This window comes from Pseudomonas sp. FW305-7, from assembly GCF_058786735.1.
Window position 1 is genome coordinate 20,992 of sequence record NZ_JBYSZA010000031.1, and the last position, 14,530, is coordinate 35,521.

Sequence of the window (14,530 nt, forward strand, 5' to 3'; positions counted from 1 at the left end):
ATGTTTAGGTTGTTTTTCTAAAGGCTATTTATTTGTTGTTAAGTTGTTGTTGAGTGGCGCGCAACTTTATTAACGGATGTGCGCGCAGTATTAATCGTCAAGTGCCGCCAGGCCAATGAATGTTAAGGAGTAACTTGTATATGAGCACCGTTCAACAACCGTTCGATCCACTCTCTGATGAAAGCAGTTCAACGGTAATGGGCAGTAATGTACTGTCTTTTTTTGCCGGGCTGACGCACGCGGATAAGCTGTTCATCAAGAACAGCATGCGCTGGGCGGAATACCGGGCTGACCAACGCTTTAACAGAAAGCGGTCTTCTGCAGACTGGTTCGAGTTTTACTCAGGCGTCATGTGGTCCGTCGGTTGGGGTCTGGAGCATGCTCCGGTCATCGTCGCAGCTCGTGATTTTTCCGGTGATGTGCTGGAGGTGTGGGCGAATTCATTGTCCACTCAATTAAGCAGGGAAAAGGTCAGCCGGATGAAAGAGACGTTTCAGCGGCTTGAGTACAACCCGGGAGCGATTGAGTTATTTACCGACAGCACACGCAAGTGGGGCGACTTCCGTTTTTCCCCAGCGCAATACAATTTTCACAAGGAGTTGGAGATTGTGATCAGTAACGTTCGCTTGCTGAGTTCCGAATGGGTATCAACTCATCTGTTCTGGAATCTCCGGCACACGACGTCGCAACTTGATATTCAGTCCCGACGCTTTGTGATCACGCCGCGGCAGATGGATCGATATCGGGATTCATTGGCAGAATCATTGCGTGAAATGCGCATGAAGGAAATAGAACTTTCGGCTGGCGTCTGACTTGCTGAAAATATGGCCGTATTAGTGTTCTGTTTTCTGAAACTAATTGAATGAAATGCAAGTTGCCTGGGCGCTGGATGACGGTTACTTTGCAACTACGCCATGACGGCGTTCTAACTAGCTCGAAGGAATCGTATTTATGAATGAAGTTACTGATCACGTTCTTACCGCTGCGCAACGTATTGCGTTTATCAAGGAGAATAATGAAGTCATTGCTGCGCAATCCCAACCGGTACTGCAATCGCGTGTCGCCAGCTTCGGTGCCGTATTGCCAGTCGACAAGGATGAACTGAACGCCGCCATTATGGGATCGGGTGTTGCGGGTTTTGACGCAAGCATGTCCAAGCGCAGCAAACGGATTGTCAAAAATACCTATATGTATGCGGACCTGAGCGCCCTGCTCAAATTTCCGAACGCCAATCAGAGAGAGCAGCGCTACGCCGAGTTCATGCGAATCATGCAGCTGGCCGGTTGGTTTCCGTTTAGCCAACCCTATAACCGCTACACAGCGTCTTCGCAGAAACTGACCATGGATAACCTGGCGCTGTCTTTGATCCATACAGCGGTGGGTGCGGCAGTCAATCAAGGTCAAGCCGCATTAAAAGTGCTATCGACTGTAGCGGACGCCACTCTGGAAGCTCTCAAGAACGAGCCGGAAGCATTGAAGCTGTTTGAGAAAAACTCGAAAAGAGCCGAAGGCGGCAACTTCTGCATGACCAGTTCGCTGGAGGATGCTGATGGTGAAATCACCATGGCAGTCGCCGCGGTGCAGTACTTCGCCAAGGCTCAGCCCACCAAGGTCCTGTTCGTTGAATGGTCCAGTTCCAGTGTCGAGATCTACAACGGCGCCACCACCATGACTATCGAAGAACAAGACTATCTGGATGTCGAGCCATTGATCATCAAAACACTCGCCGAACAGCGTAAAAAAGCACTGAGCATAGAGTTTGGCAAAGCAGCCTGAATTCAAATAAAGCCAGAGGCGTAAGCCTCTGGTTTTCAGGAGATGGAAAAAATGGACTTTAACTCTGGATATAAACCGTTCATATGTGCGGGCGCTGTTATTTTGGTGGCGAATGACTTGTCGGAATCGAATACCCGCGACATTCTTGATGCGTTGCTTTACGCACAAACCGCTGCCGCTAATAACGTTACGGACTTTTCCCAGGCAGCGTCATGGACCAACGCCCACAAAATCGCGATGAGGGTGACCGGTGCAATGCTGCTGGACGATCCCGATGCAAGTCTTCCTGCCCCGATGCACGACAGTTTCAGCTTGATCGAGTTGGTGCAAAAGGTTTTACGCAACTGGCCGCTTGGCACAACTTCGTTGCTATTGGATTCAACAGGGCAGAGTCGGCTTGATCTGCCATTTTCGACACCCGCGATTGAGACGCTTCAACAGCACGTTGTGCATCAGGGCAGATGGGTACGGTTTATGTTCAGCCTCATTTCCGCCGATTTGACCATCACGACGGTGATGATCGCTTTCGAGTTTGATGAGGTCATGGGCGGCAATGTTCTTCAGCACCGATTCAACACAGAAAAAGTACTGGGTAACTTATCTGTAGACGGTTATAGGGCGCAGGCAGATCCGGAGGACTATGAGTTTTCTCGCGCAACGATCATTTCGTTGTTGGGCGAACTTCGCAATGAACACATTATCGCTTTGGCTTAAGGGATTGCTCGTCGCTCGAGCGTTTTCAATTCAACTGCTGTCCGGTCAGTCAGACGATCCGACGGCAGACTTTTCATGCCGTCGGACAAAGCAGGCATAATACCGCGCCTTTCACACGCAACCGGTCAGCCCCTTGAACGAACGCCCGATGTCCACCGCCATACGCCCCTCGGCTTGCCCGGGGTTGCTGCGTATTGTCCAGGCATTGGACGGTGGCATCTGCCGGATCAAACTCAATGGCGGCTCAATCAGCGCCGACCAGGCAGATGCTGTGGCCAATGCCGCCGAGCAATTCGCGGGCGGGGCGATCGAGGCGACCAACCGCGCCAATCTGCAGATTCGCGGGATCGGCGAGCAAAGCAGTGCGCTGATCGACAGGCTGCTCGCCGCCGGGCTTGGGCCACGCAACGCAGCGGGCGACGACGTGCGCAACCTGATGCTCAGCCCGACCGCCGGGATTGACCGGCAGATGCGCTTCGACACCCGCGCACTCGCCGAGCAGATTCTCGACACGCTGCAAAGCCACCCCCGTTTCCACGAGTTGAGCGCCAAGTTCGCTGTGCAACTGGATGGCGGTGAAGCACTGGCGATGCTCGAACACCCGCATGATCTGTGGTTGTCGGCTTTCGAACGCGACGGCGAAGCGTTGCTCGCGTTCGGTCTGGCTGGGTGCCCGACGGATCGTGCGGTCGGCGCCGTGACGCTGGAAAACGCACATGCGCTGGTGGTGGTGGTGCTGGAGTTGTTCCTGGATCTGGCTCGACCCGAGCAGACGCGGATGCGTCATTTGCTCGATGAGTTGCCGATGCTGGCATTTCTTGAACAACTCAGGGCACGCCTGCCGATCAAGGCGAACAGCGGTTGGCAGCGCACCCCGGCAACAGGCGATCTGCATATCGGCGCTCACCAACAAAACGCGGACAACCTTGTTTACGTCGGCGCGGTGCCGCCCCTCGGTCGCCTCGACCCGATCATGCTGCGCGGTGCCGCTCGACTGGCCCGCCAGTTTGGCGACGGCAGCGTGCGCTTAACACCGTGGCAGAGTCTGTTGCTGCCCAACGTAAAAGCGAGCGATGCCGCTCAATTGCTCGAAAGCCTCAAGAGCCTGAACTTGTTGACCGAGGCCGTTGAGCCCTTGTCGAGAATCATTGCCTGCACCGGCTCAAACGGCTGCGGCAAAGGTCTGGCCGACACCAAGCACGATGCACGACGACTGGCGACGCTGTTGCCCCAGGCGCAGAGCGTGCACTTGTCCGGTTGCACGCGTTCATGCGCAGCCGCTCACTGTGCCCCGGCGACGTTGCTGGCCGTCAGTGCGGGTCATTACGACCTCTATTTTCGCGATGCAGCGCTGCCGGGTTTCGGCGCGTTGCACGCACGCAATCTTACTATTGAAGCGGCCGCGACCCTGCTCGCCGCCCGCTCCCGGAGCCCCCTTGATGCTTGATTACATCCGCGACGGTCAGGAGATCTATCGCAACTCCTTCGCGATCATTCGCAGCGAGGCCAATCTGGCGCGCATCCCGGCCGATCTGGAAAAACTCGCGGTGCGGGTGATCCACGCCTGCGGCATGGTCGAGGCGGTCGACGGCCTGCAATTCTCTGAAGGTGCGGGCAAGGCCGGGCGCGATGCGCTGGCCGCCGGTGCACCGATCCTCTGTGATGCGCGAATGGTGTCCGAAGGCGTCACCCGTACACGTCTGCCGGCGAACAACCAAGTGATCTGCACCCTGCGCGACGACAGCGTGCCGGAGTTGGCCCGCGAGTTGGGCAACACCCGCTCTGCTGCCGCACTGGAACTGTGGCGCCCGCATCTGGCAGGCAGCGTGGTGGTGATCGGCAATGCGCCGACCGCGCTGTTCTATCTGCTGGAAATGCTCGACGCCGGCGCGCCGAAACCGGCGCTGATCCTCGGCTTCCCCGTGGGCTTCGTCGGTGCCGCCGAATCGAAAGCAGCGCTGGCCGCTGACAGTCGCGGCGTGCCGTTCGTGATCATGCAAGGTCGGCTCGGCGGCAGCGCCATGGCCGCCGCTGCGGTCAACGCCCTCGCCACGGAGATCGAATGATGCAGGCAAAAGGACGTTTGATTGGCTTGGGCGTCGGCCCCGGTGATCCGGAGCTGATTACCGTCAAGGCCCTGCGCCTGCTGCGCGAATCGCCGGTGGTGGCGTACTTCGTCGCCAAGGGTAAAAAGGGCAACGCTTTCGGCATCATCGAAGCACACCTGCAAGACGCGCAAAATCTGCTGCCGCTGGTGTATCCGGTGACCACTGAAGTCCTGCCGGCACCGCTGTCCTATGAGCAGGTCATCAGCGATTTCTACGACGAAGCCGCCGAAACCGTGGCCGCGCATCTGGATGCCGGTCGTGACGTGGCAGTGATCTGTGAGGGTGATCCGTTCTTCTACGGTTCCTACATGTATCTGCATGATCGGCTGGCCAGCCGCTACGAAGCGCAAGTGGTGCCGGGTGTGTGCTCGATGCTCGGTGGCGCTTCGGTGCTGGGTGCGCCGCTGGTGTATCGCAATCAGAGTCTGTCGGTGCTCTCTGGCGTGTTGCCCCACGAAGAACTGAAACGTCGTCTGGCCGATGCCGACGCAGCGGTGATCATGAAATTGGGGCGCAATTTCCCCAAGGTGCGTCAGGTGCTGGAAGAACTCGGTCTGGCCGAGCGCGCGCTGTACGTTGAGCGCGCGACCATGGCCAATCAGAAAATTGTGCCGATGGATCAGGTCGAGCCGATGTCGTCGCCGTACTTCTCGCTGATCATTGTGCCCGGCGAACGGTGGCAAGGCTGATGACTGCATCCACTCCTGCCATCGTCATACTCGGCCAAGGCAGCCTGGCCACGGCCCGCCGGATTCAGCAGGTGTACCCGGCCGCGCAGATCCACGGCCTCGCCGGAAGGGTTGAAGGCGCCGACTGCACCTATCAGGAATTCGGCGCGACTCTGCGCGCGTTGTATCAACAGGACACGCCGATCATTGCCCTGTGCGCTGCCGGGATTGTCATTCGGACACTGGCGCCACTGCTGCTGGAAAAAGGCGCCGAACCAGCGGTGCTGGCCGTCGCCGAAGACGGCAGCGCTGTGGTGCCACTGCTCGGAGGCCTCGGTGGCGTGAATGTCATGGCGCGGGAAATCGCGGCCGGGCTGCACGTCGCCGCAGCGATCACCACCAGTGGCGAATTGCGTTTTGGCACCTGCCTGCTCAACCCGCCGAGCGGTTATGCGCTGGCCGATCTGGAGCTGGGCAAGCGCTTTGTTTCCGATCTGCTGGCCGGGCACAGCGTGCGCATCGAAGGTGCGGCGCCGTGGCTGGAGCAAGCGCAATTGCCGGAAGATCCGCAGGCGCAGCGCTCGATTCATGTTGGCAGCGCCGAGCGTGCAGCGAGTGCCAATGAGTTGCTGATTTACCCGCGCAGTGTCGCGGTGGCGGTGAGCAGCGCAGTGGCGGACCTGCCGAATGCCGTTCGCTCAGCGTTGCAGCAGGCGAAAGTCGCGATGCAGGCTTTGGCCTGTCTGGTGGCGGCCGATACTGAAATGGCTGCGGCGAATCTGCGCGAAGCAGCGCTTGAACTGGGTGTGCCGTTACGCTTTGTCGCGGCACAGGATGGCATCGAGGCACTGGCGCTTGCTGCCGTGCCGGAGGCGCAAGTCGTCACGGCGAACGCCATGGCAATCGCGATCACCGAACAGCCCTTGGACGTCGAGAAAGTCGGCCGCCCACGCGGTCGTCTGGCCGTGATCGGCCTCGGCCCCGGCGCGGCTGAATTGATGGTGCCAGCGGTGAAAGCCGAACTGGCCCGCGCCACCGATGTGCTCGGCTACGAAACCTACGTGCGCATGGCCGGTCCGTTCCGCGACGATCAAGTGCAGCACTGCACCGACAACCGCGAAGAAATGCAGCGCGCCCGCCACGCCTTCAGATTGGCCGCTCAGGGTCGTTCGGTGATTGTCGTATCGTCCGGTGACCCGGGCGTGTTCGCCATGGCGGCGGCGGTGCTCGAAGCGTTGCACGAGTCGGATGATCCGGCCTGGCACAGCGTCGATCTGGAAATCCTCCCGGGCGTCTCGGCCTCGCTGGCCACCGCCGCGCAGGCGGGCGCACCGCTGGGCCACGACTTCTGCGTGATGTCGCTGTCGGACAACCTCAAGCCGTGGTCGATCATCGAAAAGCGTCTGGATCTGGCCGCCGAGGCGGATCTGGCGCTGGCGTTCTACAACCCGATCTCCCGCGCCCGTCCATGGCAGCTGGGTCGGGCGCTGGAAATCGTCGCGCAGCACCGCACGCCTGAAACACCGGTGGTGCTAGGGCGTGACATTGGCCGGCCGGGGCAAACCTTGCGGACCACGACATTGGGCGCGCTGACCCCGGATCAAGTGGACATGCGCACGATGGTGCTGATTGGTTCGTCCACCACCTGCACGTTTCCTCGGGCGACGGGTGGTGACTGGGTCTATACACCGCGTTGGTATGGTGAAAAGCCGAATACCTGATCGTACTTCTCTGCGGCACAGAAGTATTTGTAAGCAACTTCGATTGCGGTGAGATCTGGTCAAGACTTTTGGCATTAATAATCACTGCAAACAACAAAGCCGCGAACCTCCGGGTTCGCGGCTTTGTGCGTTATTGCAACGGGCAATCTTTGAATGCAATTGTCGCCGGAGTATTCGGCGGAACAGTTTGAATGTCGTCTGATGTTTCGATGGTCATCACTTGAATCGCTTCACGTTTGAATACGCGGCCCTTGCGCAATAACTTTCCGCCAAAGCGCATGGCTGCATATTCATTCAAGGACGGAAAGTGATGAGAAATTTTGAAAGTCAGACAGAGCACCCCGAGTTTATTTCGCCAGAAGAGTTTTCAGACGTATCCCGGGCAGTGAAGAAGTACGCCAGCTCGATGCAATACGATGCACTTATCCAGCACTACCAGTCATCGATTGAAACGGTCGAGCTGGATGAAAAGCTGTTGGCGGTGAAACTCTTTCAAGAGGTCATGACAGCAATACGCCGTAACCGCAAAACACCCGCGTCAGCATTGATCGATCGGATCAGTACGCGGGTGGAACACTATGTTTCGCGGCTGACCAATACGCTGACGCTGTTGTCCGGGGCCAGTTCACCGGTGCCGAATATCATGCATTTCGTCTGGGTAGGAGGCAGTGAAGTCGGGGTCAATCAGCGCGACTACATGAACATCTGGCGCGAAGTGCTGAAACCGCAGGATTACACCTTCAACCTCTGGTACGACAGTGACGCTCTGCTGGCCTTCGAGATGAACCGGGTCATTCTCGACAGCGCCAGGGTTCATGCGATGGAAACTGGAGGGGATCAAGTCACAAAACCCAGCATCCTGGCCCAAATGATCGAAGACCGCGCCCGCGTCCTCAAGCACCAGATGTTTGCGTATCTCAACCAGCCACAGTGGGCCGGGCGCGCGGACGAAGCGCGGATTGACCTGATGGTGCGCGCCTACGGCAAGGATCGCGCAACGCTCGAAGCCTTTCGCCAGAAGTGTCTGGACACGCACCTGAACATGGTCGGGCCGGACCTGCATTTGCGTGACGTTCGCCACGAATTTGCCGGGCACTTTTTGCAGGATGTCTACCAGCGGGAAGTCGCCATGCGCGGCAATTTCGCGGCGGCCAGTGATGTCGTGCGGTTGCAGGCCGAGTATCTGGAAGGTGGTCGTTACAGCGACATAGACTACTTGCCGCCGCTGGCCGAGAAGTTGGGCGGCGTCGATATAACAGGTTTCCATCCAGACGAACGACTCTGGGTATTGAAACTGTTGCTGGATCACAACCAGGAGTTGATGCCAGGGCGGGACCCCCTTCGGTACAAGAACGAAACAGGCGCAATTCCCGCAGGTCATGAAGAGGCGTTAACCGCATTTGCACGTAGTAAGCCCGCTCTTCAGGACATTTTCGTTCCCCCACCAGTCAGTCGGGTTCCCCAAGACGCTATTCGATTGGGTACAGCGTTTAGCGATCCTTCAAGAGGGGAAATGAACGCTCATATGCTGGCGCATCCCGGCGCGGACATGACCCTGTCCATTATGGAAGTCATCCGGTTCAACTATGACTGCCTTTATGAGGTTGACCGCCGGATGGTTGCAACAGGGGCTGATTGGGCAAACGCTCGTCGCGTGGAGGACATCATTGTTGAGGTGCTGGAGGAGAGAAAGTCCCAGGGCATCACACTTTCCCACGCGGATATGCGCTACATGGGGCTCTTGGGTGCTGCAATTCACAAGTACTACTCGGACGGGATTCGCCCCGAAGCGCGCGGCACGATTGTATTGACCGGTCCGTCTGCGGCGAGTGCAGGCGTCGGTAAGTACACCGAAACACATCTATTGCTTGAGCAGTGGGCAGCCGTTCGCAAAGAACTCAAGTTGACTGAAGGCTTTAATTTATCCACAGAGGAAGAAAACATCACCGGCTGGACCGTGAATGATGAGCCCGAGCAATGGCTGAAAAAAGAACAGGAAAAGTGGCAGTCCGGCAAGCTCAAATCCCGTTACGCCGGCAATCTCGCCGAGTTATTGAAAGGACAAACCCTGACCTTCAAACAAGGCTGGCCGGTAATCGAAGGCAAACCGGTGCTGTTGACGGCCGTGCTGCAACAACTGATGGACGACCTCGGCGAACCGTTCATCCGCGCCATGAAGGACAAGTTGAGCGGCGATATCAACTTCGATAAAGCGTTTTCCATCGGTTTCGACAGCCGTCAGCAGATTCTTGCGCAACCCGTCAGTGACCTCCCGGTTTCGCTGGGCGCCGAGTCCACCAGTAACCTCAACGAACTGTTCACTCGCGTTGCTCATGGCTCGCTCGGTGTCGAGCACCTGAGCCCGTTGTTGCGCGTCATGCTGGGGGGCGTGTTCGGCGCCACGACTCTGGATGCCGAAGGATTCGGCAAGGTGTGGCAGGAGGTGTCGAACATCGCCCGGGACACCACAGAGGCTGGCGTGTTCGCCCGTTACCACGCCATCGAAACCGCCCTGCATCAGCGGCAGGCGCCAGTACTTGAGAGCGGCGTTACGCGCCTTGCCCAACCTGACCCGCACACCGCGCAAGAGCTCAAGGTGCTCGCGTTGAACGAAGCGCTGACGCTGACCCAATGGCGCGAGCGTATCGGGCAGATAAACAGCACTGCACAGCGCGAATATCACACGCAAATCCTCCAGCGCGGCGGGCAGGTACGAGACGTGTTTTTCAAGGCCGGCGCGGTGTCCGCGCGGCAGATGCCGCAGGATCTGCTGATGCGCACCGGTGGCGATCCGGGTCGTCGCTGCTATCCGTTGGCGTTGCTGATGGCCTCGGCATTGGGGCTGGGCGAGTCGGCCGAGCGTGCGCTGATCGGTCGGGTGGCCAATGCCGGCCTGTCGCCGGACGACCCTGATTCGCGGGCATTACTGCTGGCGCTGGATGAGTTGCACGAAGTCACCGCGACCGAGGTGGGTACACCGCAGGGCGTGCATGGCCTGGACAGTATCGTGCAGACGCTGGAGGCGAAAACCGCGCCGGCGATGCTGCTGCTCAATACCGGTGATCATGCGCTGTTGTTGGCCAAGGTTTTGCTCAGGGGTGAGGTTGTCTATCGTTTTTACGATCCCAACTTTGCGATCTTCGGCTTTGACGGGGTACGCGAGCTGCAATTGGGCATGGAACGCTACTTGGGTGATGGTGACGGAGCGATAGCGCGTCTTTATGGCCTGGGTGAGCTCGACGCGGCGCAGTTCAAGGTGACCGAGTTGAATGCGGCGAGGATTGCCGACAAGGTGCTGTCGTCGAACGTGAAGATCGGTCGTTTTCTGCAAAACGGCGTGATCACTGATGCTCAAGGCGCTTCGGTCTGGGAAAAGCAAGCTGTCGGACGCACGCGCTCGCTGGGTGACAACTCGCGCATGGGCGCCAGCCTCGCGCAACTTGATGCCCGCTACTGGGCGCAGGCACTCGATGAGGCGACCACACGGTTGCGCAGCGAGTACAAGCTGGGGCGTGAATACCTGCCCTTGCTGGAGACAGTGGAAAAAGCCCCCGGGGCAGGGTATTCGCTGACCTTGGTCGACGCGCGCCAGCCGAAAAATACCTTCAAGGTCACCACCGTCGATGTGCGCTTCAGCAAGATCAAACAGCACCTGCAGCGCCTGGTAAAAACACTGGCTGGCAGGGACAGCGGCGCGAGCGAAGCCGACGGCGGCAGTCGCTTGAGTTTTGCCTTTGCGATCCAGACGCTGATCACGGAGATGCGCCATCGCGACTACCTGGCCGGCGACGCGCAAGTACCGGCGTTGTCGATCGCCCTGCAAGTGCAGGTCTACGTCAACTATGCCCAACTGGGCTATGGCGTATTGAGTGACACGGCGCAGATCATCGGTTTGGTGCGACAGGTGGCGGCGAGCGAGCAGGCACTGGCGCTGCGTCAGTCGTCTATGTCTGGACGACTGTTGGGGCGTGTGTCGACGGGGGTTGGGGTCGGATTTTCCCTGGTCAATATCGGTTTCGACATCTATGGACTGAGCGTCGCGCAAAACCAGGAGCAGCGTTCGCGATTCGCTACGCAACTGGCGTTTGATGTCGCGGCATTGGGGCTGGATATTTTCGCCCTGGCCGTCGGTGGAGCCGCAGGCGCTGCGGCAACGTTTCTGTCGGTGCCGTTGCTCGGTGTCGGCATTGGTGCGACGGCCATCGCCAGCAACCTCGGGCAGATCAGCGACAAGGCGCAGGCTGTGGGCGCGCATCTGCGCAAGATTCAGGACGCCTACGGGCAAGGCGCCTACACGCGCAAGGATGGTGTGCTGAGTTTCGAGCCGGAGGCTGTGATCACTCATCTCGATTTGCACGGCAATCAGATCCGCTTCGACAGTCAGAAGTTTTACCCAATGACTCGCGGTGGCCTGGAACTGCCGCAGATCGACCCGAGTCCGCAGCGGCTGAGTCAGGCGATCAATATCCGTGAGGCGCTGGAGTTGCCGCAGGTCATCGGCCTGATCCGCCCCTCGCCCGATGAGCTGCACACCGTGGTACTGCCCTGCACGCCGGGCTGTTATTACGCTTATGAGTATCAGGTTGGCACAGCCGGTTACCCGTATCAGCCCAGCGCCGGAGAGTTGGAGCGCGAACCGCTGACATCGAGTGAGATCAGCTCGCCGGATCTTTTATCGGTTGTTAACCCCGGCGCGTTGATCCAGCACTTGTTGAATCCGCGTATCGAAACCCAATACCCCCATTTGCGTAACAGCGCCGTGGATAAGCTGGAACTCGACAAACAGGGCAACCGACGTTTCTATTTCTTTGCCAATACGCCGATTCCGCACATTCTTTACAAGCTGACGCCGGTCTGCCAGCCGACGAAAATAGTCGTGACACTGGATGCCCTGGTTCGCCAGTTGGTGGTGCCGCAACTGCCACCGGAGTGGCACACATTCATCAGCTACGAAATCACTGCCCGCTCGACGGGAGTGTCTCAGCTCAGGCTGACCCCGGGATTGGTGACCGTTGCACTGAAAGTGGCCGCACCTGGTCAATGGGCGGTCAACGCACCGTGGGTCAAAGACACGCAGATTCACTTTGAGGGCGACTCCCTGCTGATCGACGGCATACGGCTGGATGGGCGCGTGGACTTTCTCAGTCTGGCCGGTGGCGAGCTGTTTCAGGTTGATCGCACAGGCAAGCGCTTGAGTCTGCTGTCCATCACGGTCGAGGACAACAGCGTGGCGCCGGGCGAAGGCGCCTTTGGGGTGACCCTTGAAGACCGTGGCAGTCTGCCGAAAGCTCTGGCGCGGATCCGTCAACTGGCCAAGGCGCAGCGATTGGCCGCGGCCTACCTTCCGCTGTACAAGTTCAAGGTGCCTTTTACGCCGGCAGCTCAACCGGTGTTCACCACGGCTTACTTCGACACCGCGAATGATCGGGTGCTGTATGCCCGGGATTTGCCGAAGGCGGTCAATGAAGGCCTTCTGCTCGGCGGCGTCAGCGGTCAACACGCCTGGTTCTACCACCCTGACCATCCCACCCTCTGGCGTGTCGACACCGTCACCGGCACGGTCAATCACCGCTATCGGCTGATGAACGCGGACGGCGGTTCAACGATCAGCGCTGTCGAGCAATTCGCTGACGGGCAACTGCGGGTGACGCAACACATCAGCAAAAGGACAACGTTCGGCGCCAACATGACCATGGATTATGTGATCGCCGCCCAGAGCCTGACACTCGTCGGCATCAACACTTGGGAAACCTGGCGCCACGATCGGGTGTTTGCCAATGACGAACAGGACTGGAGCCTGTGGATCGAGCGCTTGCAGCCAGAGCAAACCTTCGATGACGGAACGCCAGCCATGGCTGAGTCGATCAGCACCTGGAAACCCACTCCGTTTGTGAACGGGCGTGTGCATCTGTTTAGTGAGTTCCAGTATTCGGTGTGGATTCGTTTGCACGACAACGCGTTCTTTCGCGATGACAGTGGTTCGCCCGAACGTGCCATGCTGATGTGGGATCAGGCCGATGCATCAAGCCAGCTGTTTTTCGACAAGCACCGGACAGCGCTGATTCGCAGTTACGGCGACCCGAACGACCCGGGCGGTTTTATCGATGACATTCTCGAGACGGATGTCGTTGAAGTCGCTTCGCTTGGCGGTCGGTACATCGCCACCCGAGCGGACGGACGACTGTTCGAAGTCGACCGCGATGCCTCGCTGAAATTCGTCGGTGTCGGCCAGCGCTGGCTCGCCAGCCACCCGGACTGGCTGGCGGCACTTCCCGCGTTGATGAAAACCACGCAAGAGGCGCCGTTCCCGATTATCGGTTTGCGCAATGTATCTGGCAGTGGCGTTCTCGCGGCGTGGTGCGTCGGTGAGCGGCTTCTGTTGGCGGACATCGGCCACGGCAGGGAACTGTCGCTGCTGGGGCTGACCCCTGATCAACAGGCCGCCTGGCTGCTGGATGTTTCGGCGGGGCAACTCTACCGTCAGACGCTGGTCCGGATCGATGCATTGCATTCTGCGTTTGCCGGCGGGCAACTGCTGCGTCCCGAACGCTTGCCAGTGGCACAGAAGGTCTGGGCGCAATGGACGTTTGCCGAGGTGACGGCACACGGACAAGGCCTGCTCGGGTGCACTCGCGATGGGGTGAATCTGCAACTGCTGGATCAGCAGCCCGCGCTTGTCATCAGCGTGGAAAATCAGTGGTCGTATCTTCCGGGGCAAACGCCGACACAGTTGCAGGCACGTTTGAAAACACTGCTGCAGGGCCAAACCCACGCGCCGGTGCTGACCGTGGAAAACGCCGGAAATCGTTACAAATACTACGTGCCGCAACTGGATCGTCTGTTCGACGTCGCCGGGCGTGCGGATGGCCAATGGGCGGTGTTTCTGGGGACGCGCAACGCGTCGGTACCGATGCTCTTCGACCCGGTGGACGGGCTGATCTTCAGTCGTGGTGCGGCGCCTGATATCTGGCTTGGGAACAGCTATGCCCAGCGTGAAAAAGAGGTACTGACCCTGGAAATGAACGGCGTGGTCAGCGATGTCGTGGCGATGCTGCCCGATGGCGTCGACAAGTTGCTACTGACGTTCGGTGCGCAGGCATCGACCTATCGGATCTCGGACGAAGCCTGGCAGCGGCTGGACTGTATCGTGCTCGATCCCCGACAGCCAGAGGGCGCTGAAGAGTCGGTCATCGGTACGCTGGTTCTGGACATGGCCGACTGCCGACATCTACTGGTGTCGCTGGTCGACGGGCACTTGCTGTTCAGCGATCCGGACAATGCGCACACGCTGATTGTGCGTGACGTCAAACCCGAAGACGGTGCATCGGGGGTGCCGGTGCAAATCAGCATTAACGTCGACGGTCAGTACGAGAGGTTACTGCTGGATCACTGGCTGAATGTTTTGGAACAGCGTCAGGGTAATAATGGGGAGGTCACAATTGCGGCGTTCTTTAATAACGACATCTGACATATAAAGGAGAATTAAAAGTGTAAGGTCGTGAACAATAAGTTCACGGCCTTTTTTATTTTAAATGATGATGAA

General features: G+C 58.7%; 8 protein-coding genes. All 8 read left to right on the plus strand.

Annotated elements, in window-relative coordinates:
* Window positions 1-140 precede the first annotated feature (140 nt).
* The 8 genes from AC3WMT_RS26470 (at window position 141) to AC3WMT_RS26505 (ending at window position 14,455) form a co-directional block, all read left to right on the plus strand.
* On the plus strand, window positions 141-812 hold the full coding sequence (locus AC3WMT_RS26470; protein ID WP_103306119.1) for a hypothetical protein: 672 nt from the start codon (window positions 141-143) through the stop codon (window positions 810-812).
* 139 nt (window positions 813-951) lie between these two features.
* Window positions 952-1,776: a hypothetical protein gene (locus tag AC3WMT_RS26475; protein WP_103306120.1), complete on the plus strand. Its 825-nt coding sequence runs from the start codon at window positions 952-954 to the stop codon at window positions 1,774-1,776.
* Window positions 1,777-1,827: 51 nt separating this feature from the next.
* Window positions 1,828-2,490: a hypothetical protein gene (locus AC3WMT_RS26480; RefSeq protein ID WP_103306121.1), complete on the plus strand. Its 663-nt coding sequence runs from the start codon at window positions 1,828-1,830 to the stop codon at window positions 2,488-2,490.
* Between the two features lie 148 nt (window positions 2,491-2,638).
* Window positions 2,639-3,937, plus strand: a complete 1,299-nt coding sequence (gene cobG, locus AC3WMT_RS26485) for a precorrin-3B synthase (RefSeq protein ID WP_103306122.1) — start codon at window positions 2,639-2,641, stop codon at window positions 3,935-3,937.
* Entirely contained in the window at window positions 3,930-4,556 is a 627-nt protein-coding gene (locus AC3WMT_RS26490) for a precorrin-8X methylmutase (protein WP_103306123.1), read from the plus strand. Before cobG ends, AC3WMT_RS26490 begins: the two co-directional genes overlap by 8 nt.
* Window positions 4,553-5,287, plus strand: coding sequence for a precorrin-2 C(20)-methyltransferase (locus AC3WMT_RS26495; protein ID WP_371919331.1), 735 nt, complete (start codon window positions 4,553-4,555; stop codon window positions 5,285-5,287). Before AC3WMT_RS26490 ends, AC3WMT_RS26495 begins: the two co-directional genes overlap by 4 nt.
* The gene (gene cobJ / locus AC3WMT_RS26500; RefSeq protein ID WP_103306124.1) at window positions 5,287-6,987 is read left to right on the plus strand and encodes a precorrin-3B C(17)-methyltransferase; all 1,701 of its coding nucleotides are present in this window, start codon (window positions 5,287-5,289) and stop codon (window positions 6,985-6,987) included. Before AC3WMT_RS26495 ends, cobJ begins: the two co-directional genes overlap by 1 nt.
* A gap of 310 nt (window positions 6,988-7,297) precedes the next feature.
* Window positions 7,298-14,455, plus strand: coding sequence for a TcdA/TcdB pore-forming domain-containing protein (locus AC3WMT_RS26505; RefSeq protein ID WP_103306125.1), 7,158 nt, complete (start codon window positions 7,298-7,300; stop codon window positions 14,453-14,455).
* Window positions 14,456-14,530 lie beyond the last annotated feature (75 nt).